Origin of the sequence: Dickeya sp. Secpp 1600, from assembly GCF_003049805.1 — a bacterium.
Taxonomy (GTDB): domain Bacteria; phylum Pseudomonadota; class Gammaproteobacteria; order Enterobacterales; family Enterobacteriaceae; genus Dickeya; species Dickeya fangzhongdai.
Window position 1 is genome coordinate 2,319,647 of record NZ_CP023484.1, and the last position, 25,336, is coordinate 2,344,982.

16 protein-coding genes are annotated in these 25,336 nt (G+C 60.0%); all 16 read left to right on the forward strand.

All coding sequences use genetic code 11. The features are described from left to right. The first annotated feature begins 21 nt into the window (after positions 1 to 21). The 16 genes from CPA59_RS10440 to CPA59_RS10510 all read left to right on the forward strand — a co-directional run bounded on the left by CPA59_RS10440 (position 22) and on the right by CPA59_RS10510 (position 25,327). Positions 22 to 1,605 (forward strand): phage tail sheath C-terminal domain-containing protein, encoded by a 1,584-nt coding sequence (locus CPA59_RS10440; protein WP_038918916.1) that lies wholly within the window; start codon positions 22 to 24, stop codon positions 1,603 to 1,605. Positions 1,606 to 1,666: 61 nt separating this feature from the next. Beyond that, entirely contained in the window at positions 1,667 to 2,131 is a 465-nt protein-coding gene (locus CPA59_RS10445) for a phage tail protein (protein ID WP_038659115.1), read from the forward strand. Then, positions 2,121 to 2,594 (forward strand): phage tail protein, encoded by a 474-nt coding sequence (locus CPA59_RS10450; RefSeq protein ID WP_038918917.1) that lies wholly within the window; start codon positions 2,121 to 2,123, stop codon positions 2,592 to 2,594. Before CPA59_RS10445 ends, CPA59_RS10450 begins: the two co-directional genes overlap by 11 nt. Positions 2,595 to 2,596: 2 nt before the next feature. Further along, entirely contained in the window at positions 2,597 to 2,767 is a 171-nt protein-coding gene (locus tag CPA59_RS22865) for a DUF5908 family protein (protein ID WP_157987320.1), read from the forward strand. A 103-nt stretch (positions 2,768 to 2,870) separates the two neighbouring features. Beyond that, the gene (locus tag CPA59_RS10455; protein WP_082170931.1) at positions 2,871 to 3,551 is read left to right on the forward strand and encodes a hypothetical protein; all 681 of its coding nucleotides are present in this window, start codon (positions 2,871 to 2,873) and stop codon (positions 3,549 to 3,551) included. Then, on the forward strand, positions 3,548 to 5,335 hold the full coding sequence (vgrG, locus tag CPA59_RS10460) for a type VI secretion system tip protein VgrG (protein WP_107759261.1): 1,788 nt from the start codon (positions 3,548 to 3,550) through the stop codon (positions 5,333 to 5,335). Before CPA59_RS10455 ends, vgrG begins: the two co-directional genes overlap by 4 nt. A 66-nt stretch (positions 5,336 to 5,401) precedes the next feature. Then, positions 5,402 to 5,701 (forward strand): PAAR domain-containing protein, encoded by a 300-nt coding sequence (locus CPA59_RS10465; RefSeq protein WP_038659106.1) that lies wholly within the window; start codon positions 5,402 to 5,404, stop codon positions 5,699 to 5,701. A 3-nt stretch (positions 5,702 to 5,704) separates the two neighbouring features. After that, entirely contained in the window at positions 5,705 to 6,142 is a 438-nt protein-coding gene (locus CPA59_RS10470; RefSeq protein WP_107759263.1) for a GPW/gp25 family protein, read from the forward strand. Then, on the forward strand, positions 6,126 to 9,884 hold the full coding sequence (locus CPA59_RS10475; protein WP_107759265.1) for a baseplate J/gp47 family protein: 3,759 nt from the start codon (positions 6,126 to 6,128) through the stop codon (positions 9,882 to 9,884). The genes CPA59_RS10470 and CPA59_RS10475 overlap by 17 nt, the downstream gene beginning before the upstream one ends. Beyond that, complete coding sequence (locus tag CPA59_RS10480; protein ID WP_107759267.1) at positions 9,881 to 12,724, forward strand: hypothetical protein; 2,844 nt, start codon at positions 9,881 to 9,883, stop codon at positions 12,722 to 12,724. Before CPA59_RS10475 ends, CPA59_RS10480 begins: the two co-directional genes overlap by 4 nt. After that, positions 12,721 to 16,656, forward strand: a complete 3,936-nt coding sequence (locus CPA59_RS10485; RefSeq protein WP_107759269.1) for a contractile injection system tape measure protein — start codon at positions 12,721 to 12,723, stop codon at positions 16,654 to 16,656. The genes CPA59_RS10480 and CPA59_RS10485 overlap by 4 nt, the downstream gene beginning before the upstream one ends. 92 nt (positions 16,657 to 16,748) lie before the next feature. After that, the gene (locus CPA59_RS10490; protein ID WP_107759271.1) at positions 16,749 to 18,506 is read left to right on the forward strand and encodes a hypothetical protein; all 1,758 of its coding nucleotides are present in this window, start codon (positions 16,749 to 16,751) and stop codon (positions 18,504 to 18,506) included. Positions 18,507 to 18,525: 19 nt separating this feature from the next. Next, a complete protein-coding gene (locus CPA59_RS10495; protein WP_107759274.1) occupies positions 18,526 to 19,665 on the forward strand; it encodes a hypothetical protein in 1,140 nt (379 codons plus the stop codon). 119 nt (positions 19,666 to 19,784) lie between these two features. Further along, positions 19,785 to 21,161, forward strand: coding sequence for an ATP-binding protein (locus tag CPA59_RS10500; RefSeq protein WP_049853930.1), 1,377 nt, complete (start codon positions 19,785 to 19,787; stop codon positions 21,159 to 21,161). Further along, on the forward strand, positions 21,158 to 21,433 hold the full coding sequence (locus tag CPA59_RS10505) for a hypothetical protein (protein WP_107759276.1): 276 nt from the start codon (positions 21,158 to 21,160) through the stop codon (positions 21,431 to 21,433). Before CPA59_RS10500 ends, CPA59_RS10505 begins: the two co-directional genes overlap by 4 nt. Positions 21,434 to 21,448: 15 nt before the next feature. Further along, positions 21,449 to 25,327, forward strand: coding sequence for a DUF4157 domain-containing protein (locus tag CPA59_RS10510; protein WP_107759278.1), 3,879 nt, complete (start codon positions 21,449 to 21,451; stop codon positions 25,325 to 25,327). The last annotated feature ends 9 nt before the right edge of the window (positions 25,328 to 25,336 follow it).

Sequence of the window (25,336 nt, forward strand, 5' to 3'; positions counted from 1 at the left end):
GAACCAAAGGAAAACCACGACATGCTAGCATCCAACATCAAAACTCCGGGTGTGTACATCAATGAGCTGAATGCGTTTCCGAACTCTGTGGTCCCTGTCGCCACAGCGGTTCCGGCCTTCATCGGCTACACACCCAATGCGGAATATCAGGGCAAGTCATACTATAACAAGGCGCAGAAGATCACGTCCTTTGCCGAATTTCAGGCCATCTACATGAATCCGAATCCGGCGCCGCCGGCGGATCCCGCGTCACAATACAACCCGGAATACTATCTGGTAGAGCAGAAGAGCCAGCCTGCTCAGGGAGAGTATCTGCTGCTGAACGGCAGTTACTATTCTATTGTGCCAGACCCGAATACGGTCTATTACCTCTATAACAGCATCCGGCTGTTTTACCAGAACGGCGGGGGCGATGCGTATATCGTGTCCGTCGGCACCTATGGCGCTTCCAGCGGCAAAGCGGGCGATGTCGGCGCGCCGCTCGTTAACCCGAACGTGACGCTGGCGGATCTGCAACGGGGGCTGGCGTTGTTGCAAAACGAGCAAGAGCCGACCATCTATATCTGCCCGGAAGCGACGCTGCTGTCGGTGGATGACAACGGCACGCTGATGCAGAGCATGTTGCTGCAGGCGGCGGAGCTGCAAACCGCGGTTTGCCTGTTCGATATCATTGGCGGCAATGCGCCAGACCCCATCATGTACACCAACGATATTGAAACGTTCCGCAATAACACCGGATCGAACGGGCTGAATTACGGGGCTGCCTATTACCCGTTCGTGGGCACCACGATCATGCAGAGCAGCGATATCAACTTCACCAACCTGTTTGGCGGCGATATCAAGCAACTGGCGCCGATCCTGAATCCGCCGTCGGCGCCGAATGCCGTCGTCGCCAAGATCATCGGCATGATTGAAACCCCGCCCGCCACCAATCCGATGACCAACTCGCAGTTGAATGCGGCATTGCTCAACGCGTCGCAGACCTACTCGCAAATCATCAATCACGTGTTGACCAGCGCGAACATACTGCCGCCCAGCGGCGCGGTGGCCGGCGTCTACACCGTTAACGATAACCTGAACGGCGTCTGGCACGCCCCAGCGAACACCAGCATCGTCGGGGCCGCGCACCTGCCGATCCGCCTGACGGATGCCCAGCAGGCGGATCTCAATGTGAATGCGGTGTCGGGCAAATCGATCAACGCGATCCGCTTTTTCAACGGGCAAGGCATTTTGATCTGGGGCGCCCGAACGCTCGATGGCAACAGTCAGGACTGGCGCTATGTGTCGGTGCGCCGAACCATGACCTTTCTGGAGCAGTCGGTCAAACTCGCGGCGCGCGCCTATGTGTTTGAACCCAATAACGCCAATACCTGGGCGGCGGTCCGCAGCGAGATCATCAGCTTCCTGACGTCTATCTGGAAAGAGGGCGGTTTGCAGGGGGCGTCGGCGGCCGATGCGTTTCAGGTGCTCTGCGGGCTGGGCTCGACCATGACCGGCGATGACCTGCTGAACGGCTTCCTGAATGTGACGGTCAAGGTGGCGATCGTCCGGCCGGCGGAATTCCTCGTGATCACCTTTGAGCAGGAAATGGCGAAGTCGGGCTAAGTCCGGTTGTGGGGTTCACTCTATTCAACACATTGATTAGCAACTGTTAAGGAGCATGCTCATGGCAGATGACGGCAGCAAAGAAGGCAGCACATGGCCGATGCCCAAATTTCGGTTTGAGGTCGATCTCGGCTCGGAATTGAAAGGGGTGGCGTTTCAGGAAGTGTCCGGTATGGACAAAGAGGTTCAGGTGATTGAGTACCGTCACAGCAACAGTACCTTGTTCTCGACCATCAAAATGCCGGGGATTGCGAAGTTCGGCAACATCACGATGAAGCGCGGCGTGTTTGTCAACGACAACAACTTCTGGAAATGGATGGACGAAATCGAGATGAACACCGTCAAACGGCGGACGGTGCTGATCAAACTGCTGGATGAAAATGGCGCGGTCACCATGCAATGGCAATTGAACAATGCCTGGCCGACCAAAATCACCGGCACCGATCTGAAGTCCGACGCCAATGAAGTGGCGGTGGATACCCTGGAAATCGCCCATGAACAATTGCTTGTGACCAATGGCTCTTAACCTGCAAACCAGCTTTTACTTCAGTGTTTCGATTTCCGGCATGGGCAGCAACGATGCTGCCTTTCAGGAAGTCAGCGGGCTGAGCAAAGAAATGGGGATTGAAGAGGTGGTGTGCGGCGGGGAGAACCGGTTTAAGTATCGGCTGCCCGCCCACACGACGTTTCAGAATCTGGTCCTGCGGCGCGGCGTGCTCAATGCGGAATCGGCGTTGATTAGTTGGGTGAAGGACACGCTGGACAACGGCGTGTCCGCACCGATCAAAACCCGCGATATCAAGGTCTGGCTGCTGAATGAAAACGGCAACGTCAGCATGGACTGGAATTTTATCGCCGCCTATCCGGTGAAGTGGTCCGGCAGCAGCCTGAAGTCGCAGGAAAGTGAAATATTTATTGAAACGCTGGAGTTCGCCTACCAGTACTTCGAAATGCCCAATTTTGAAACCCTTTCACTGGGAGATGACTGACCATGCCTGTGGAAATCCGCGAGTTGGTGATTAAAACCGACATCCAGAGCCAGAACACGACGGCGGCCGCCGAACTGGATCCGGCGCAGTTGCAGGCGCTTAAGCAGCGCATTGTCCAGGAGTGCCTGCGGCAGTTGGAAAAGCGGGAGCGGCATCACCCGCTGGAGCGGTGACCGGCGTGTAACGCCAGTCACCGTGCGTGAGCCAACCAGCGCCGATGAAAACACGCGTAAAAAACACGCGGAATGGAAAAGTAACTGAGGCAGGAAGGGTGCGATGGGCGGATTAAAGAAAATGCGGATGGTGGCCTACAGTGATGAAAAGTTCACCAGCAAGGTCGCCGGCGGCGAGTTCGTGGTGATGCTCAACCCTGAACAAGTCCGAATCAACCGCAGCGTCAGTTATAACGAAGAACAAGCCCCGGGCAGCGGCAAACTGTCGTCCAAATATCGCGCCACGCTCGGGGAACAGCTGAGCTTTGAGATGGTGCTCGACTGTACCGGCGTGGTCGACAGTACGCGCACGGATTTAACCAAAGAAATGACCCAGTTGAAGAAGGTGGTGTACGACTACAACGGCAATATTCACCGCCCCAACTACGTGGTCATCTATTGGGGACAGGGGCTGTCGTTCAAAGGCGTGCTACAGGGGTTCGACACCACCTATACCTTTTTCCGACCTGACGGCACGGCGCTGCGCGCCAGGGTGTCGCTGCAGTTCACTTCCTATCTTGACCCGGCCACCGCCGCGAAGCAGGAGGACAAAAAATCGCCGGATCTGACCCACCGGGTCGATGTGGTCGATGGCGACAGCCTGCCGCAAATCAGCCAGATGATTTATCGCGATCCGGAATGCTATGTCCAGTTGGCGGCGTTCAATCAACTCGACAAGATCCGCTCGCTGCCCGCCGGGCTACAGCTGCGCGTGCCGCCGCTCAAGCGTGGAGGTGACGCATGAGCGGCGGAGCGACGTCAGGCGGAGTCGCGACGCACGAGATTACCGCCAACGGTACGGCGATTCCGGGGGACTATCAGGTCCGCCGCATTCAGATACAGCAGCGAATCAATCACATTAGCCGCGCCACGCTGGAAATTCTGGACAGCAGCGCCTCGCAGGAAAATTTCACCGTGAGCGCCTCGTCAACGTTTGTGCCGGGGGCGGAAATCGTGATCAACCTGGGGTATGACAGCACCAATAAAAAGGTGTTCTCCGGCATCGTCACCCGGCAATCCTTGCAGGTGAATCCCGGCGTCGGTCCGCTGCTGGTGGTTGAGTGCCGCGATAGCGCGATCAAGATGAGCGTGGGGCGCAAAAGCGCCGCTTATCAGAATAAAACCGACAGCGATGTGATGAGTACGCTGATTGGTCAGTATGGTCTGAGCAAAAAAATCACCAGCACGACGGCGACGCTGCCGGAACTGGTGCAGTACTACTGCAGCGACTGGGACTTCATGCTGAGCCGCGCCGAGGTGAACGGGCTGGTGGTGAGCACCCTGAACGGGACGGTGTCGGTTTTCTCGCCCACGGCAAACACCCAGTCGGTGTTGACGGTGACCTACGGCGCCGGGCTTTACCATTTCAGCGCCGGGCTTAACGCCGTGACCCAGCTGGCGCAGGTCAAGGCCAGCGCGTGGGACGACAAGAGCCAGCAATGCATTTCCGCCACCGCCGCCAATTCCCTGGCCGGGCCGGGCAATCTCAGCAGCAAAACGCTGTCCGGCGTGGTGGGGTTGTCTGATTTCGCCTTGCAGACCACGGCCGCGCTGGATAACGACGCCCTGACGCAGTGGTCCAAAGCGCAAATGCTCAAGAGCGAGCTGGCCAAGATCACCGGCGAGGTTCGCTTTCAGGGCGATGCCGCCGTGACCGCCGGGAACTACCTGACCATCAGCGGCATGGGTAGCCGGTTTGACGGCGATTATTTTGTTTCCGGTATCGAACACGATTACGCCGACGGTAACTGGTTTACCTGCGCGGATCTGGGGCTATCGCCGCTGTGGTTCGTGCAGGAGCACGATGTCATGGCGCCGTCGGCGGCGGGGCTGCTGCCCGGCGTTGAAGGGCTGTACAACGCCACCGTTAAGAAGACTGATCAGGATCCCGATAACGCTTACCGCATTCTGGTCGAGTTGCCGCTGTTCAATGACGGCGGAAAGGGGCTGTGGGCGCGGCTGGCGAATTTTTATTCCAGCAGCGGCGTGGGGGCTTTTTTTCTGCCCGAAGTCGGGGATGAAGTGATTGTCGGTTTCCTTAATCAGGACCCGCGTTTCCCGATCATCCTCGGGAGTGTGTACAGCGCTAACCGCAAACCCTACAGCGAACTGACCCCGAACGCGGAAAACAGCAAGAAAGCGATCGTGACGAAGAGCGAGCTGCGCATCGTTTTCGATGACAAGGACAGCATCATGACGATCACCACGAAGGGCAATAACGTCATTGTGCTGGATGATAAAAAACAGCAAATCAGCATCACCGACCAGCACAACAATGCCATCACGATGTCGTCGTCCGGCATCGATATCAAAAGCCCGTCCACCATCAATATTCAGGCCGATCAGAAGGTCAATATCAAAGGCAATCTGGGGGTGACGGTTCAGGCGTCGTCAGGGGATGTGAAAGTCTCCGGTCTGAACGTTAACGCCAGCGCCGATATGTCGTTTAACGCCAAAGGTAGCGCCACCGCCGAAGTTCAGGGCGGCGCCGAGCTGACCCTCAAAGGCGCCGTGGTGATGATCAACTGATCGATGGTGAAACTGAACAATGGTGAAACTGCTCGATGATGATCAACCGATAAAGGAGAGGATGCGATGCCGCCAGCAGCAAGACTGACTGACTTTCACCAGTGCCCAATGGTTACGCCGGGATTGCCGCCGATACCCCATGTGGGCGGGCCGGTTGTCGGGCCGGGATGTCCAACCGTGCTGATCGGCAAGCTGCCCGCCGCCAGAGTGGGCGACATGCTGGTGTGCGTCGGGCCGCCGGACAGCATTATCAAAGGGTCAGCCACCGTGCTGATCGGCGGGATGCCCGCGGCGCGGATAGGCGACAGCACCGCGCACGGCGGCAGTCTCATGCTGGGGGATTTTACGGTGATTATCGGAGGATAGCGGATGGACGACAGTCACTTTCTCGGCCGCGGCTGGCAGTTTCCCCCGGTATTTTCCGGGGCGGTCCGGCAGGTGGCGATGAATAGCGCCGAAGCCAACATCAACCAGTCCATCGACCTGATTTTACAGACGCAGCGCGGGGAGCGCAGCCTGCTGCCCTATTTCGGCAGCGAACTGCGCAGCTTCCTGTTTCGCTATCCGGACGCGACGCTACAAAATGAAATCGCGCAGTCGGTGCGGACCACGTTGCTGAACGATGAGCCGCGCATCAGCGTCGCGTCTGTGGAGGTCACGTTCCTGCCCGAGCCAGCCTCGATGGTGGCGATTCATATCGATTACATCATCAGGCAGACCAATACGCGGCACAATCATGTGTTCCCGTTTTCTCTGCTTGAAGGGACCAATCTGACAGTGGAGCAGCAGGGTGCGCACCAGCGTTGACAGCGACACGTTGCTTGGCGAGATCAATCGCCGCCTGGATCCGGACAGCCTCGCGATAGACGATCGTGATATGCGCGATCGCCTGGCGTTTGCCGCGGCTATCGCCGATCTGGTCGTGTTCTATGATGCCCGGAATCAGGCGGCGGGAAACTGGCGCGCCCTGATGCTGAAAGACCCGGCCATCCTGCTGGCGGTGATCAGTAAAACGCCGTATCAGCCGCTGCATTTTCGCTTCAGTCAGTTACAGCGCCCGCTGTCGCAGTACAAACTCAGCCTGCTAAACCGTCAGGCCGGGCCGGAAGACACGCCCGACAACCGCGCCGAGGCCGTTCACCAGCTGTTGCTGCTGCTGGATACGATGTTCGGGCACATCAACACCTGGGGCGTGTATTTATCGCAGAGCGCGGCGGCCTACCCGCTGCGCCAGTTTGTGCTGGAGGCTATCCCGCAATCGCTGTCCGAATGCCTGTGGCAGCGCATCAGCGCGCAGCGTTATCTGGCGGAGGCGCGGCCGGGCTGGACGCTGACGACGCCGGATGTCGGTCAATTCGGCGAATTATGGCAGAACCGCGGCCCGCAAATCGCGCGTCCGGCGTCAATGCTGGCGGCGCTATCGCTGCTCGAAACGCTCTATCATCAGGTGTTTTCGTTCTTTATGCAGGTCATCACCAGCGCCAAAGATGCATTTTATGCCCTGTGCGACCAGCAGAACGATTTTCCTGATACGGCGTTGGTCATCGCCTTCAACCGGCTCCTGCAGTTCTCTCAGACCGGGCTGAACAGTTTCAGTCGCCGCCATCTCGATTTTTATTACCGGACGCTGTTACAGCAGCTGCCGCGCCCGGCGGAGCCGGATCAGACCTTCCTCTGCCTGACGCTCGTCGCCGGGCAGGCGCCGGTGACGATAGCGGCCGGCACCGCGTTTCTCGCCGGGACCGCCGCCGACCAGCGTCCGATAACCTTTACCAGTACGCAAGACACCGAGATCAACGGGATACGTCTGGGCGCGGTGATCAACAGTTATTACGCGCCGGGCGAGAGCGGCGACAAACAACTTTATGTCGATACGCTCCCCGACAGCACGCAGGTCCGGCGCGATTCGCATCGCCACATCCTTGCCAGCGACTGGTTTGGGGGCAACGGCGTTCAGGCGCGAACGCAAGGACTGGCATTCGCCAGCCCGATGTTTTGCCTCAGCGCCGGCGAGCGCGTACTGACGCTCACGCTCACGCTGGACCAGCCCGTCGACGTGGCCGCGTACCAACAGGCGGCCGTCGCGCTCAGCAGCGCGCAACACTGGCTGGATGTCACCGCGCATTGCCGCTGGCGGCAGGGGGACACGCCCGCGCAGATAAGCGTGGTCGTGACGCTGGACGAAGCATTCCCGGCGGTGGCGGCGTTTGCCGTGGCGCCATCTTCAGCCTTTGATACCGCGTTGCCTTATTGCCGGTTATGGCTGCCGCCGACGGTCGATTTGCAACACGCGCCGCGGTTGCTGACGTTGCAGATCGCGGTCGCGGTGAATCAAAGCCCGGCGGTGACCTTGCTCAACGACGGCGCGCCGCTGCCGGCCGGTAAGCCGATGGCCGTGTTCGGGCCGACGCCCGCGCTCGGCGACCGTTGCTGCCTGAGCGCGCCCGACGTGTTCAGCCAGCCGCTGACGCAGCTGAGCCTGCAATTTTTCTGGGACCACCCGCCGACCGATTTAAGCCAGTACTACGCCGCGTATAACCGCTGGCTCGATAAACACGGCGGCAGCGCCACCACATTCAGCAATACCGCGTTTCAGGTCGACTGGCAGGCCGACACGGCGACGGGATGGCAAACGCAACCGGCCATCCTGACGATAGCGCCGCCTGCCGATGACGTTCCGCTGCCGCTGCCGCCCAAACGCCGTTCATGGCTCCAGCGGATTCTGCAGTGGTTCTGGCACCCGACCCGGCGTTTTTCGGATGACGCGGTTCAGACGACCGGCGGCCTGTTTGCCCAGACGCAGACGGGCAAGGTAAACGCCAACGCGTCCACCAGCACCTTCAGTTTCCGTTTCCCGACGGGGATAGCGTGGCGCACGCCTGCGGACGACGCCACGGCGGCGATACCGTCGCCCCAGATGCGCATGACGATCAGCGCGCCGTCGCCCGCTTTTGGGTTTGGCATGTACCCGCAACTGGTAGCCGACATTAGCCTGGAAAACGCCAAAGCGCTGATGTCGTTTTGGGGTAAAGGCGACACCACGGCGATGCCGAATCCGCCGTGGGCGCCGAAGGTCACCCAGGTGCTTGCCAGCTATCGGGCCCGGCAGACGCTGGATTTTACTCAGCCACAGACGCTGACGCAGGCATTTACGCTGGTGCATCTCGGTACGCTGACGAGTTATCGCTATTTCAGCCAGTCGACAGGCGCAACGGCGCCGCAGGTCAATCTCGCCGATGTCGCGTTACAGCCGGGCGCGGCGACAGCAACGCCGGGGCTGGCGCTGTATCAAGGGGTCTGTCAGGCGGCTTGCGCGGTCTTCATGCCATTGACGGCGGTGGCGCCGCCCTGTCGTCTCAGCCTGTTTATCGAACTGGCGCAAGAGGTTGAAACGGTATCGTCGCCTGCGGCGATACCGATGTATTACTGGAGCCAGACGGGCTGGAAGCCGCTCGGCGTACTGAGCGATCAGACCGGCGGCCTGAGCGCGTCGGGGGTGATCGTGCTGGATCTGCCGTCGGATATGGCGCTGGATACGCCGGTGCTGGCTACCGAGGCCGACGCTCCCGGCGCAGTGCCACAGCGCGGTTGGCTGCTGCTGACCCAATCTGCGCCGCGGCGGGTACGAGTGGTCTATTGCAATACGCAGGGGATGCAGGTGCAGCGGCAAACGCTGACGACGTTGCCCGCCGGCGTGCAGCCGCGGCTGGCGGCCGGCAGCATCACCGCGCTGGCGACGGCAAACCCGGCGATTGCCGCTATCGTGCAGCCGTTTGACTCGACGGGGGGATTCCCGGCGGAAGACGACACGCTGTTTCGCCAGCGCGTCAGCCAGCGCCTGAAAACCAAAGACCGAATGCATAACCAGTGGGACGGCGCTCTGCTGGCCCGACAAGCCTATTCCGGCCTGTTTTTCGTGAAGAACCTGAGTGCGACGCGGCCGGGCGAGGTCCGCCTCGGGGTGGTGCAGGGATATGACGACGCCAGTGCGGCGGGCGCTTTCCGTCCGGCGGTGCCGCGTGAGGGGCTGAATCAGATACTGGCGTATCTGTCGTCCCGGCAGTCGGCGATGGCGCAGGCGTCCGTGTGCAATTTGCGCCCGGAACCGGTCCAGGTCGTCGCCACGCTGGTGATCAGCGCGACGGCCAACGCCAACGATCTGGCGCAGGCGCTGACGCAGAGCATCAACCTGTTCCTGTCGCCCTGGATTCGGGCCGATCAGCCGCAATACCCGATCGCTACCGGCGTCAGCAGCGCCGCGATGGCGAGCGTCCTGACCCGCTTTGACGATGTGGCGGCGATCCAGCAACTGCAATTGCGCAAACTGGCGCCGGCGCATCCTGAAACCGCGGCTCCGGCGGCGCCGTCTGGTGGGACAACGGCGCAGGACGCGCTGTTGCAGCCAACCGACGAAGATCAGGTGCTGGTGTCCGCACTGGACCACCAACTGACCTTTATTCGCGCCGGCAGTGCCGGGCTGTCGGCGTCGTCAATGACTCAGGACGCCGTGACGATGCCGCAAAACACGCTGACGGAGGTGTATGCATGAGCGATATGGCCGCGCCGTTGCCGTTAGACCAACAGGTAGGGGCAAACAGCATCAATGCCGGGCCGCTGCCGGCGGAGCAGAACTTCACCTTCCTCAAACAGGAAGGGATTAAACATATCAAGGCCATCGCCGGTCATGGCTGGAGCAACTACAACGACAGCGATCCCGGCGTCACGATTCTGGAACAGCTCTGCTATGCCTTGACGGAATTGGGTTACGTCAACAGTTTCCCGATTGAGGATGTACTGACGCAGGCTAATCACCAGATTGATTACGCGCGGCAGTTCTTCCCCGCGGAACAGATTCTGACCACCGGACCGATCACCGAAGAGGACTATCGGCGTCTGGTGCTTGATCGCATCCCTGACGTCGACAACCTCTATCTCAGCGCGGTGATGCAACAGCAGCAGCCTACCGGGTTGTATCAGGTGGCGATTATCGCCAATAGCGATCCGGGCGGCGGCGACCCGGCGGCCCGGCAACTGGCGACGCGGGTGCATGACCTGTTGAACAGCCAGCGTAATATCGGGGAATACTTTTTACCGCCGACGCTGCTGAAGGAACAGCCGGTGGTGATTAACGGGCGATTATTACTGTCTCCGGAGGCGGACGCGCAGCAGATTTATGCCCGTATCGATCGGGCGCTGGCCGATTACGTCAGCCCGCTGGCACAGCAGTCGGGGTATGGACAACTGCGGGAGCAGGGCATCGAGCCTGATGCAATCTTCAACGGCCCGATGATGGAAAACGGCTGGATGGCCGGCGACAGTGCGTCGGCGGGTAAACGGAATACCATCCAGTTGATCGATATCGTGGTGCTGATCGGCGGTATTCCGGGGGTGTTGGCCGTCGAGCAAGGGCAATTCAGCCATCAACCGGGGGTGACCAGCCTGACGATCGCCGCGGATTGTATCGCCCGTCTGCGTTTCGTCCCGCAGATAGCGAACCCGCAAGGGAACGCCGCCGCGCCGCCGGACAACATCACGGCGCTCAACGCGCTGGCGCAGCTCCATGCGCGGCATCAGGCCAGCAGCGTGGACGCAAGCGTTGATCTGGCGCCGCCGCTGCCGTCCGGGCGCTATCGTGATATCGAGCGCTACTATTCGATCCAGAACACGTTTCCAGACATTTATGCCGTCGGGCCGAATTCGTTGCAGGCGGATACGCCGGACTATCGGGTGGCGCAGGCGCGACAACTGAAGGGCTACCTGCTGATGTTCGATCAGGTGATTGCCAACCAGTTCTCGCAGCTGGCAAACCTCGGCAACCTGTTTTCGTTCAGCTTTACCCGCACCCCGACGCTGCGGCCGGATAACGCCTTGCCGCCGTCGGCAAAACCGGATCCGCTGGCGGGGCTGCCCGCCGAGCCGGCCATCCGTACTTTTTTCTGCCAGCCGCTGTATGACGTGCCGGATGTTCAGGCGCTGCTACAGGGCGAATCGCGCTATCAGTATTTCTATCCGGGGGACCCCGACGACCCGCGCCTGCGGGCGGAATTGGTCTGGCAACGTTTTCAGCGCGACCCGTTCAACGCTTACCACTACGGGCTGGTGCAGGCGATGGAAAACACGGAGGACGCGGAACAACGCCGGGACGCGATGCTCAGCCACCTGCTGGCCCGGCATGGCGAGCCCGCCGATGCCTACAACGACATCATCGATGGGTTGCAGTGGTTCGGCGGCAGGTTGAAGAGCCGCATCTTCGTCAAAAGCATTTGGCTGCAAAATCTACAGGCGCTTTCCTACCGCCGGGCGCAGGCGTGCGACTTTACCCGCGCCCAATCGCTGCCGCCGCCGGGGCGCTATCGACTGGGCGACGAAGACTATCGCCAGTGGCTGAATCAGTGCCCGGCCAGCGTGAGCGTTCTGTTGATGTCGGTATACCAGAGAAGCTTTGACCACCGTGACGCGCTGATCCATTACCTGGATTCGGTACCCGCGTCGCCGGACGATAGCGACCCGGCGTCAGGCGCAATCTGGCGTCAGCGCCTCCTTGATGGGGTGCTGCGGCAGGACGGCAATCAGCGAGTTATTGCCGCCTCCCGGGATGACGAACGGCTATTGCGCCATGACGGGCAGTGGGACTTGCCGGCGCTGGAGCGTCAGGCCAGGTTGCCGTCGCAGGCGTACGCCGACGTCAGCGTATTTGAGCTGAAATGCGCTCTGTTGCTGGGGCTGCCCCGTCATTTGCGGATGCTGGCCGCTACGCTGGCGCGACTGTTGCAGGACCGCCTGTTTCTTGCCTGGCTGCCGTCGCCGGCGCCGGGGACCTACGTGCCATCGACCGATGACGATCACATCACCGGCGATGTTTCGGTGCGGAAAAGTTCGTCGGGTCTGGCGGTCTTGATCGGCGCACAGCCGGTGCTGAACTTACCGAGTGAGGCGGAGGGGATGCGCGCCGAAGGGGTGCAGCAGTATGTGGATCAACTGGTCTGGCTGAGTCAGTCCCGGCAGGGGGCGCTGTTGGTGGAGCATACCCTGTTGCGGCCGGAGGCGGGCGCGCCGACGGGAACCGACGATACGGCGCTAACGCCGCCGGGCGGCTGGCTTGGCGCGACGCTGGCGCTGCCGGATTACGTAGCGCTGACCGGCCAGCCCGCGTTGCTGAATGGGCTGGCGCTCATGCAGCAGTTGCACTGGCCGGCGCATATCGGCCTGCGCGTCGCGCGTGGAAACCACTCGCAAATGGCGGCGCTGATCGACGCTTATCGCGTCTGGTTCAATCAACAGCGTCAGCTCAGTCAGGCTCAGTCGGCGAACACAGAGCCGGCGGCGACGTCATCGGTGCAATCGGCATTGATGGCCGCGTTGCAGGCCTTGGGCCGGGAGGATGCATGACGGTGTCCGACCATGTGATTGCGCGTTGCGAATGGCAAACCCGCTTTGATCAGGAAGCGCACGCGGTGGCGCTGCAAAATGCGTTGAGCCAATGGAGCCATCAGGTCATGCCGGAGATTCTGTGCCGGTTTTTCGATGCACATTGCCCGGCGACAGATCGCTGGCGTATCGAGCGTCTGGAGGTCGATCTGGGGAGCGTGCCGCTGCTGTCGCTGGACGAAACCCTGACGCAGCGGCTGGTGGCCGCGCTGGAAGAGGCGCTGGGCAGGGCGTTTTTGCAACAACAGGTGCGCTGTCTGCCTGCGCGCGTCCCCGCCGGTCCGGCAACCGACGCCGATACGACGGCGCGGGAAACGCTGCGCTGGTTCCTGCGGCACGGAACATCGCCCTGGTGGAACCACGAGCGCGCATCGCTGCTGTCGCTGGTGGACCAATTGCTGGACGAACAGCCGCACCAGCTGACGTCGCTGGTACGGCACGCCGGTCAGGAAGCGGCGGCGCGGCGGCGTATCGCGTGGCAGTGGGGCGACAACCGCCTGCGCCGCACCGTCACGCTGCTGGAGCCCTGGCATGCGCGCTTTATCTGCCGCTACGCCGATCAGGTGCGCGACAGTCAGCAGCGCTATGCCATTGTGCGCCGGCAGGACAGCGGGTTTGGCGCCCATCTCTGGTACTGGATCCTGACGCACCTGTTGGTGGATCGCGGCACGCTGTTCAATACGCAGCAGTTCGTGCATTCGACGCTGTGGCAGATGGCGCAGCATTATCAACTGGATTTTCAGACGCTGATTGCCGAGCTAAGCCGGGCGGTCAGCCGGTTGCAGCGCGACGGGGCGGTCGCGCCGTCGTTCCTGCGGGCGCTGGTGCGGTTACAGCAAGACGAGGCGGGGGCGCACGTGTCCCGGCCGGAAACGCCGGACGACAGCGGGTTATGGGGTGATTTGCAGCGCCTGCTGCATCGCCGCGAAGCGATATTGCAGCAACAGCGCGAAGGCATCCACCTGTCGGAGTTGCTGATGCGGCTGGCCGGGCAGGACCGGGCGCGCGCCGCGGCGTTGTTGCGGCAGGAAGGGCGCGCCGCCGAGGTACGCGACCACCTGCTGCGGCATCTGAATCAGGCGCAACTGGCGCAGGTGGTGGAGGTGCTGGCGCCTCAGGATCACCGCTTCATCATGCTGCATGTCACCCGGACGCAGATGTCGCTCCGCCAGCAACACCGTCCTTCCCGGCTCATCTGGGACGTGTCGCTGGCCTGGCTGCTCGTGAACCCCGGCAGCCATTTCAGCCGTCGTCAGTTTGTGCAGGAGACGCTGCTCGCCCTGAGCCAGCGGACGCGTATCGCCTATTCGCTGTTGCTGACGATGCTAACGCAGGCGTCGGTACAGCAACTGCATCCGGGCCACTTTGAGCTGCTGGCGATTCTGCATGAACTGCAAAAACAACAGCTGAACGCGCAGCAGCGTGACGATAGCCTCTGGCAGCCGCTGGGTCGTTATCTGCGGGACGGCACTGTGGCGCACGGCGCGCGCCGTCAGGATTGGGCGTCTCAGGCCGCGTTCGGGCGAGCCGGGCTGCGCGCGGTGTTGTTGATGCCGTCCCCGTCAGACCGCCTGCGGAGCGTATTGCGGCAGGTACGACAGACTCACGCCGATAATCGTCAACTGAGTCAGCGGCTGGTTGCCGCGCTGGCGGGGGACGGCGGCGTGACGTTGTCCGACCTGCAGCGGTTGATGACGGCGTTGTCCGCGACGCTGTGCGCCCCGGCGATGGCGTTATTGGCGGCGCTTCAGGTTTGGCAGCGGCAGGAGCGGTGGCTGGTCGGCGTGACGCGGGAACTGGCGGAGGCGATGGTCGAGGCGATGCTGAGCGATCTTGACGGGCCGCAGAATGCCAGACGATGGATGCACCGCCTGCTGTCGATCTTGTCCCGGCACACCGCCGCGCCAGCGGCGAGAATCGTCGCCGAGTGGCGTGACAATGCCCGTGCCGACAGAACCTTCGGCCAACTGGACGCCGCGCTGGCGCCGCTGTTGCTGAACTACTCCGCCCGCCGGCGCCAGGCATCGGCAACGCCGGGTTTACTGTGCGCTTCGGCGCCGGCCCAAAGTAGCATGAATGCGTTTGCGGCCGACGGTGGGGAATTGGCGCGCCCGCGTCCGGTCGCTATGCCGGCGATCCGACCGGATAGCCTGCTGAGTCATCCGCAGGCCGACCGGCTGCTGGAGGCGCTGAGCCGGACGCCGCAAGGCCAGCAGTGGCTGGCGGAGGGGTTGCCGGCAGCCTGGCGTACCGTGGCGCAGCGGGAGCGGCTGTGGCGTGACCTGCTCAGCGTGACGCGTCAGGCGTTGTCCCGCTCGGTGGGTGCCGAACCGGTTTCCGACGCTTTTTTGCTGTTTCGTCTTCGCCAGCTGTTCTGGCTGCAATTAAGTCAAACATGGCGGAGGTACTGGCTGGCGCACCGCACGCTGACGGGCAGCCTGACGGATGTCGACGAGTTTGTGGCGCGGCTGCTGTTGCGCTGGTGCCGGCAACAGCCGGTTTATCCACACGAGATCACAACGGTGTTGCAGCAGCGGCTGACCGGTGCGACGCCGGCATCAGATGGCGCGAAGACCGATGCGCTGTGGCGCCGCTGGCTGAGTGTGGTTGACGCGCCGGCGGCAGTACGTGACGACCAATACGACAATCGATTAGTGACACCGTCACCAAAAAACAGTGGCGACGCGAGCGACTCGTCCGGGACGCCGCTATCGGCCGTGCCGGAGGAAAGGGCTCGTTCGGACGCGACGGCTCCCGGCGAGTCCTGCTGGCTGTGGCCCGATACGGCAAATGTGCTGGCGCGCTGGCTGACGCATGGAACGTTGCCGGCATCGGCATCGGCGACGGGCGGTATCCCATTCAATGCGCAGACCTGGCTGATGGCGCTATTGCTGCGTGCGCCCCGTCATTTCGCACAGTGCGTCCGGCCGCTTTATCCGCAACCCGCGGTAAAGACCCGGCTGCTGAATCATCTGTCATTGAGCGCGGTGGTGGAGGCGCTCGCCCATTCTGACATACCTATATCAATACAGACCGTACAGGCATTGCGCGCATTACTGCCGCGGCTGGCGTTGTCGATGGTCAGTCAGGCGGTGCGGCAACAGTGTTTGCTGGCGTGCCTGCTGGATGTCTGGTTGCTGCCCGGCAACGGGCGCATGGATACCGACGCGCTGGTCAGGCAACTGTTCTGGCGATTGTTGCGCGATGGCGGGTGCAGCCGTGCCCAGTTGCGCCGGGCATTGCGTGCACCGGGGCTGCCCGCCGGGCACGGCCTGCGCCATGCGCTCGATGCGGTGATCGACGAGCTGGCGCGGGGCGATGCGCCGGCACGCACTCTGCCCCGACCACGGGCGGCAGAACCCGTACGCCATGACGATGCTCCGCAAACGATGCCGCTGGTGGTCGGAAATGCCGGCGTGGTGCTGTTGCAGAGCTATATCAGGCCGCTGTTCGAGCGGTTACGGCTGGTGAGCGACAACGCGTTTGTCAGCGCCGATGCGCAGCGCGCCGCCGTGCATTACCTGCAATATCTGATAACCGGTCAGAGCCATAGTGAAGAGCATGAGCTGGCGTTGAACAAACTGTTGTGCGGCTTGCCGCTGTCGCATCCGCTCGAAGCGGGTGTCGATATCAGTAGTGATGAGATCGCCACCATTCATAGCCTGATTGAGGCCATTGCGCAGTATTGGCCGGCGATAGGCAAGACGTCCGTGGCGGGTTTTCGCGGAAACTGGCTGGTCAGGGAGGGCGCGCTGACGGAAAAAAGCGAGTACTGGGAACTGGTGGTGACGCGACGATCGTACGACATCCTGATCAGCCGCTCATCGCTGTCGTACACCATTGTACGGTTACCGTGGATGAACAAACCGATTTATGTCACCTGGCCAGTCTGACCGCCGGGTTGCTTAGATGTGCCGTGAGTCGATGTGCCGTGAATCGGTGTGCCGTAAATCGTTAATCAACGAATGAAGGGGAAGGTGAGACTATGAATTCGTATAGAGAAAACTTGCAGGACACGGTGGGAAACTCCCTCTCGGCCCTGTATACGCAACAGCAGCAACAGCAATCACAGTTGTACAGCGCGCAGTACAGCCTGTATTACGCGCAGGGCGCGCAGTTGAACGCCATCGAGAACCTGACGGCCACCGGCGCGCAACTTCTCGCCAGCCAGGTTATCAGCGAGCAAGGGGTCAAAAACGATAATCTACTGACGAATCTGCTGTCGTCATCCACGCAGATTCAGACCGCGACGGCGACCACCGTGACCAATAGCGCCACGGCCGCCGTCAATATCCAGACGGCCGCCAAAGCGATTTCGAAACTGGCGGCGGAGTTGGGCAGCGCGCTGAATATCGCCGCCGCGGCGTGCTATGGCACCGATATTTACAAGAAGACGCTGGAAGCCAACAGTTTCATCCGCACCACCGCGAATTATGCGGAGTATGTTTCGAAACAGGCGATGGATGCGGCGGCGGCCAGCTCGGAGATTATCGCCACCGACCTGCTGAATCAGGCGACCAAGTCCCAGTCTGTCTTAAAAACGCTGCTGACGGCCACCAATGCCCAGTTTGATGCCTTGTCGGCGCAGGCGGTGACCGGCCAGAAAGCGGTGGCCGGCGCCAGTAAGGCTGAAAAGCAGGCTGAGGGCGTGCTGGAGGACGCTAAACGGGAAATGCACGCCATCCGGAAAACCGTGACCGACAGTAATCAGGCGCTCAATTTTGGCCTGACCGCGGCGGTCACGGATAAGGCGGATGGCATTACGGCCAGTTTCACCCCGTATTCGCAACCGTTCCCAACCTATCCGGCAGGCTCCGGCGTGCATCAGGGAAACGATGGCGCGATTCCGGATGCCGCCCCCGTCTGCCATGTGTTTGTCGTCAGGGCGGACAAATCCGCCGGGGTGAAGCTGGAACAGGTAGAAGCGCTGTTTAACGCGTATGCCACATCGCGTTTTGTTCAGGTGGCGGCGCCGTATGAAACCACCATTCTGCTGCCGGATCATGGGAAGACTATCACCGATATTGACGGCGACCCGCTCACCACGGGCATGGACTACGTGGTCTATCTGTACATGGTACTGAGCCTGCCTTACCAGAAATACATCAATTCTTTCAGCAATATTCTTTCCAGCGCGTCCCAGAGCGTAAACGTGCAGACACCGTTGTCGGTAGCGGAAGACGTTGGTTTCAGTACGGATAACAAATCCGTCCTGTTTACCATTCAGTCCGACAATATTGGCGCGCAGGCGTTTCGCGTCATGTTGCTGCCGGCCTGGCAGCCGTTGACCGGCGGCCTGCTGACCGATGATTCGTTTGAAGAAAAAAGCGCGAACGGCAACTTCATTAATTTCTACTTCAACAAGACCATAGCGGCGCAGGTATCCAGCGCCAACTATCAACTGGCTTACTGTAAAGCGACGCACATCGACAATGGCGCGGTGGTTCGCACTATGGAGGCGCCCATCCCGGATGACATGACCGACAACTTCGGCTCCCCGTTGATCGCCGGTATGTACTATCTGCCGGTGGTGCTCACCGTCCCCTCTGACAACGTCGCGCAGAACGCTTACGCCAGCGCCATGTCGTCGCTGTGGGCGACAACGCCCGCGGTGCTGGTGGCGCTGGCCGGCAGCGAAGACGTGACTTCCGTCAGCACGCCCCCTGCGGTGAGCGCATCCGGCGACAGTACGGCGGCGCCGGCCGGCGGGGACGAAAGCAACGAACAACAGACCGAAAGCTAATCCGTGAGGAGCGCATACCGTGAAAAATATGAAAATTGGCATCGCTGAAAAGAAAAATGCCGAGATTGAGGCGCTGACGAATCAGGTTAATAGCGCGCAATACCGGGTCAACGAATTGACGTCCGTGGTAACGGCATTGACGGCCAAACAGGCTTATTTTGCGTCGTTGCTCAGCGACGCCGACACGAAAAAAGATACCGCTCTCGCTCATCTTAATCAGGCCAAGTCGCTGGTGGCTAATGTGGAAGAGCTGCGGCGCTATTCTCAACAGGTACAACAGCAGACCGAAAAGAGCCGTAATAAGGTGAAAGACACCACCGACGATATTGCGGTGTTGATCGAACAGCTTATTTTTTCGGTGGACGTGATCGAGAAGTTGTCCGGGTTCGTTAACCGTCAGAAAGCGGCCAATAATGTCATCCCCGATGATTTGGTCACGGTGCTGAATCAGGCGACGACCGATGCCAACAGCGCCGTAGCATTGACGCTGACCGCGCTACAAAGCAGCTATGCCACCGCGGCGTCGACGGATGAGGCGGGCAGCATTTCCTCGCTCGAATTCCGGCAGGCTTCGCAATTGCGGCGACTGCTGGTGGGCGAACAGGACGCTTCGCCACAGGCGGGCGCGCTGTACGGCCGTGTGCTGGAGGCGATCGGCAATGTCGAGGGGGCGTTGCAGGCGTTGACGCAGGCGCAGCAGGACAACCAGAAGCTGCAGGCGTCGCAGTTCGCCCAAACGGCAGCGTATGAAAAACAGTTCAATTTGATGAGTGCGCCGGCCGAAACGGCAACGGCGGACAGCAACAAGGCGCAGAGCCAACAGCAACAGCAGGTGATCCAGGCGCACCAGTCAATGGAACAGGCCCGCCAGGCGTATCAGCAATCCAGCGACGCGCTGGTGGATATCACGATTCAGGTAGATATCTATATCGCCCAACTGAATCAGGTTATCCAGAGTCAGCAGGATAATGCGCTGTTCACCCTGATCCAGAAAGGCTACCAACGGGCGGTGGAAAGCTATCAGTCCGCGCTGGCGGCCGTGAACATGGCGAACATGCAGTTGGAAACGGCGCAGGCCGACCTGGCGAGCGCCACCGTGCTGCTGAATTCACTGACGGCTGGATTGGGGGCTGCAAAAGCCGCGGCCTACGCGGCATAAGCCGCAAAGGTGACGTAACGTTGGCGTTGGTTCATGCCGGGCCGTTCTTTCACGAGCGCGCCCCGGCCATGAATGCAGCTCGGTTTGCTGCCGCAGGATGTTAATAAGGAGTCATGGTCATGATTTCACCCGAGCACAATATTGCCGCGCTTTACCGGGAAATGCACTGGCTGTCGCAGGTGGTTAGTCAGGTGATTGGCTGTTATCTGAAGCATGAAGGGCATGAAAACCACTGGCTGGAAATTACCCCGCCGCGGCTGGAGCACCACGGCAGCGTGTATGCCGATCTGGTCCTGAATTGGGAACTGAATACGTTTGAGCGGCTGGCGCTGGCGCTGACTATCGCTCCTGCACTAAGCCCCAACGTGCTGGATAAATTGTTCGGGCTGAACCTGAGTACCGAGCGGGGGTTCAGCGAGTTCGGCGGGGTGAGCGATAAAGCGTTCAGCGGGTTCATTCCCACCGGACAAACCCTTAATTTCCTGATTGCCGGCAATGATCCGGCCTGGCGGCTGGAGGTGATGCATATTCTATCGCCCCGGCACCGCTTTATGGCGGAGCAGGTCACCGAACTGTTGCCGGCCGACCCCGCGTTGCCTGCCTGGGCCGGCGTCTATCGGCTCAGCGACCGCTGGCTGACGTATCTGATTACCGGCGAGCATCCGCGTCCCGAACTGAGCATGAGCTTTCCAGCCCATCCGCTGGAGACGCCGCTATGCTGGGAGGATCTGATTCTGGACTATCGGGTGATGAACCGGGTGAATGAGATCCGCGCCTGGCTGTCTTACGGCGATACCCTGATGCAGGAGTGGCGGCTCGATCAGAAAGTCAAACCCGGTTATCGCGCGCTGTTTTTCGGCCCGCCGGGGACGGGAAAAACCCTTACCGCCGCGTTGCTGGCCAAAGCCACCGACCGGGATGTGTATCGCGTGGACGTGTCGATGGTGGTTTCTAAATACATCGGCGAAACCGAGAAAAACCTGTCGCGGGTATTTGATGCCGCCAGTTACAAAGACTGGATCCTGTTTTTTGACGAAGCGGACGCCTTGTTCGGCAAGCGTACGGTCACCCAGTCCTCCAACGATCGCCATGCCAACCAGCTCACCGGTTATTTGTTGCAGCGCATTGAGGATTTTCCCGGCACCGTGATTCTGGCCACCAACCTGAAGGCCAATATGGATGATGCCTTCACCCGCCGCTTCCAGAGCATGGTGGAGTTCGCTCTTCCCGGCCCGCAAGAGCGGCTGCTGCTGTGGCAGAACGCCTTTCGGGGGGTGTGCGAACTGGGCGATGATATCGACTTATCGCGCATCGCCGAAGATTTCGAGCTGTCCGGCGGGCAAATCGTCAACGTACTGCGACAGTGCGCGCTGCAAGCCATCCGTCGCAACGAACGCGTTGTGCATCGTGACGATCTGCTGAACGGTATCCGTCAGGAATTCCAGAAAGACAACAAAACCATTCGCTTAACCCATTCACCGCGGGGTGCATCATGAAGCATGCCGGTCTGCAGCATCACACCGCAACGACCCAGCGCCAGGCGCAACGCCAGCCGCGTCAGCCGTTGCAGGATAATCGGGCATTGCCGTCGGCTACCTTGCAACTCAAAGGCGATCGCTATTACTGGGTCAAACCCGCAGGCGGGAACTGGACTTACGTTGGCTCGTTCAAGAGCCATGCCGCGGCTAACCAGTGGTGGGCGGCCAATAAAAGCGCGTATCCCGGCGGGGTGTTCAGTCAGGGAAATTCGTCATCCAAATTCAAATGACCAGAGTGCAACGACATGGCTGACTTTAATTCCGCATCGCGGCAGCAACGCCACCACACCCAGTCCGTCACGCAGCGTAAGCCGCGTCGGGGAGGTACGGCGCTGCCGGATAATCGTCAGTCGGCGCCGTCAGCGGGACAAACCGGCCTGCCGTCGTCGTTGAAGTCAGGGATGGAGCAGCTATCCGGGCAATCGCTGGATCACGTCCGGGTGCACTATAACTCGGATAAACCGGCGCGCTACGGCGCGCATGCCTATGCGCAGGGCGCCGATATTCATCTCGCGCCAGGGCAATCGCACCATCTGCCGCATGAACTGGGTCATGTGGTGCAACAGGCGCAGGGGCGGGTGCGCGCCACAACGCAACTGCATGGCGCAGGCATCAATGATGATCCGGCGCTGGAAGCCGAGGCGACCCGCATGGGGCAACAGGCGCAGCAGATGTTGACCGCGGCGCCGCTGACCGGGGAACCCGGTTTGGCAACATCGCCCGCCGTACCGATGCAGCGTTATACCTGGCCGGATTCCCATCAGGCGATACAGCGCAGCATCGTGTCCGATTTCACTTTTTCTCTGCTGAAAACCCATCTGCTGCCGCTGGGTCTGAACAACATATTGCTGTTTGCCGATGCTCAGGCGCTGAAGATGCTGTCGCATTACGAGTCGTTTGGAAAAATCATCGATAAGGCAACCTCGTTCAGCAATGCGCTCAGTACCGCCATCGGCATCTGGGAAGCGCTGCCGGCGCCGGTGAGAACCGGTATCTTGTTTCTGGCCGGCAAGGTGGCGAGCTACCTGCCGAGTCAACGGGCGGTCAGCTTTAGCCACAGCTTGCTGGTGGCGGCCGATGAAGGGGCGTCTACCCATGTGCTGTTGCAGGTGGTGGATATCCTCAAGATCGCCATTAACGCGGCCAGCCATCCGATCAGCAGCGCGGTCAAATTCGGTCAGTACCTCTACGCCAACTGGTGGCAGGGGCCGGGCGCTGAAAGCGCACCGACATCAACGACAGGCAAGCAAGGAAAAACAACATCGCCGGATGAACAGAAAAAAGCGATCGCCAGCCTGGATTTGCACATCATCTGGCTGAAGGTCGGCTCCGTAAAACTGAAAAATACCCAGCAGGAGAGCGATGGAAAAACGACGCAGGGCGGGCTGCACGCTGGGTTTTCGCTCGGCTACCGGCTGTTTGATCATGAAGGATCGCTGGGGCAGAACGGCAAGTTGACGCTGATCCTGCCGTGGGAGGGCGGGGCGATTCTGGAATCGCAGGAAAGCATCAACCTGATCAAGGAAATCGTGTTCGGCAGCGATTTGTTTGTAGTGCGCCAGTTGGATATGACGTCGCTGTCGGTCAGCAATGAAGGGCTGCAACAGCTGGGCTTTTTCCTGAAGGAGTTTTCCATCGGCAATCGCACGGTGCTGGCGGAGGACATACGGGCCAGGTACCAGAAAAATACCGGGATGACCTTTTCCGCCTACGCCGGCATTGGTCTGTATGGCTGGAATGCGGGCGCGCATTTGATGTTGGAGCTTGATGAAACAGGGCATTTTCAGTCGGGCAGTATGGATGGTTTTCATGAAAGCAAAGGCGTCGTCACCATCAAGCAGGCGGCCATCAGCAAGACGAGCGGGCTAACGCTTACCGACGCCGAACTGAATCTACAGCCGCTGACCGGGCTGGATATCCGGGGGATGATTGCGAACTTAACGGTAAATAATAATGAGGTAGCCGGTACAGGGTCGGTCACCGGTCAACAGATCCCACTGCTTGGCGATCAGGTCATATTGGAAAAAGTGCAGGGTGAATTGAGCGCTGATGCCAAGGGATGGAAGGCGTCGGCTGACGCTACCATCAATATCAAGGCTGTTGGTGTTAAAGGCGAGGTGAATGACGTTAGCATTGATCATAACGGCGTGAATTTCGCTTCCGCTATTGTTAGCGGTCCGCAGGAGTTGGCGCTGTTTCCCGGGTTTATGCTGGAGCGGCCGCAATTCCTTATCGAAAAGAGCGGCGAGTCGATGACATTGACCAGCGATGCGGCGCTCAAGCTGGCTAAAGTCACCGGCAGCGCGAAACAGTTGCGCTTTGGCATAGATGCTAATGGGATTAAAGGGTCCGTTGCTTCCGCTAGTGTAGAAACGTCGCTGTTTTCGTTGGGGATCAAAGACGCGCAGATCAACCGCGACGGTTTGCACGTCGACGAAGCGGACCTGACGCTGTTGCCGAACCGGCCGGCCAGCGACGATAAAAACATGACGGAGTTTATTCCCGGTTTCGACACCGGGATCATGGATTTTCTGCCGCTAGATTTGATGACATTCACGGTTTTCGATATTGATCTGACGCAGAAGGGGCTGAGCGTAAAACGTGTCCAGTTGAATCTGAAGAAACTGCGTTTCTCGGCGTTTGGCGCGTCGGCGATGTTGGATCCGGAGCAGATGTTCGGCGAGGTCGGTTACGAGAAACAGCTGTCGCTGGAGAGCCTGGCCGCCGGATTGCCGCTCAAGGTTGAGATAATATTTCCGATTTTCCCGGGGCTGGAGGTCTATGGCTCGCTGGAGGCGAAAGCCAATCTGGATATCAATATATTACTGAACGCGAAGGGCAAGGACGGTATATGGGCCGTCGGCAAACATGCCAATTTTAGCGGCGCGATCGGCCTGCGCGCCGAACTGGGGGTGAATGCGGGTTCTCAACTGCTGCTGGCGCTCAGCGCCGGGGCTTTCGCCGAAGGCAAGGCCATGCTGCACAGTCAGGTGAACTTGGGGGGGCAGGCCCGATTCGATCGTGATGCGCGCCAGTTCAAGACGATCGAACCGCTGATGATTGATTATCGCTTCAAGCCGGAAGCGGTGGCGTCCATTGGGGTGGTGGTAAAGGCCAAAGCATTGTATTTCTTTAATAAGACTATCTTTGAATATACCGCCGCCGAGTGGCGCATGGGGAATTACGAGCTGGTGGGCAAAATCGGCAGCACGAAAGACGCGATGGCGCCGGAAAAACCGGAAACACTGGGAATAGGGAAAAAAGCCAACCCGCCGGAATACCGCGCTATTAAAGGAACGGAAGCGAAGACCCTGCTGCAAGGGAATCAGCCGATTGCTGGCAGCGGCGACGAGCGCATGCGTATTTTGCGTGATGAACGTAAGACCATAGAAAAATACCTGCAAAAACTGAAACAGCGCAGCCTGAGCGCAGGAAATAAAAGGAAAACGCTGGAAACGAAATATGTGGAGCTGCTGCAGCGTAAAAGTCAGTACCACCGGGCGTTGGTGGGAAAATTTAATGATGAACAGGCCAATCGCCAGCTTGCTGAATTCAACAAAAAATATGGCATCGAGAAGTTGCAAAACCAGTATGCCGAACTGGTTGATGAAGAACATAAGCTGATGCAAGGCATTGAAGCCAACATAGAGAAGTTGCGGTCGTTGTCGCATGTTGATGGCGCTGTGTTGGAAAAACAGGGATTGACGTCATCGCTTGAGGCGGTTGAAGACAGCAAGAATCACATCAAACAACTGCATCTTCCCGATTCCCAGGCGTTCGGTAAATCACTTGCCGAGGCCAGCGACGGGCTGACGGCCGCGATAGACAAAGATGCGGTGGTGATGGCCGGTATCAATCGCGTGATGCCGTATAACGAATTTATTCAACAATCCACCACCCATGAGCTGTTAATGGTCACGACCCGCAAGAACATCGTTCCGGTTGATACGGCGCTGGCGAGTTTTCATCAGCAAAAATCCCAGGCGAGTGTGGAAGCGTTGCTGCGTGCGATCGGTACTTATCTGACGAACAACAGCCGCAGCAAACGCACGCCGATAGTCATGCTATTGCAAAATCAGGCAAAAGCGGCGCTGGAGAGTTTCAAATCAGCCAGTGTGCAATGAGCCGGACTG